The 346-nt window shown below is 60.7% G+C and carries 1 protein-coding gene; it reads right to left on the reverse strand.

The window, feature by feature from the left end; genetic code table 11:
• Nucleotides 1-346 (reverse strand): transposase (locus ACZIRK_RS45570; protein ID WP_474419894.1); only part of this gene is annotated, 346 nt, incomplete at both ends.

Here is a 346-nt window from a genome sequence, read left to right on the forward strand (position 1 = left end):
GAGCGGAACACATGATTGGACGCAACACCCAGGACATAGCCTTTGCCCGCCTTGCGCAGCAGGGTTTCGATCTCTCCAGTGCCATACACGCTGTCCGCCGCCACGAACGAGAACGGCACGTTGGCCGTGGTCGCGCGAGTGATCATCTGACGCGCGATCTTGGGTTTCGTCGCAAAGCTCACATCGCTCGGTACATGCGCTGCCTTCAGGCGAGCGGAGTCGTCCGTCCATTCTTTTGGCAGGTAGAGCGCCCGGTCGATGAAGGCATGGCCATGCCGTGACACATAGGCGGCGAACACTCCGATCTGGCAATTGGTGATCTTGCCCGCCGAGCCAGTGTACTGGC

Source organism: Bradyrhizobium sp. Leo114 (assembly GCF_055229415.2).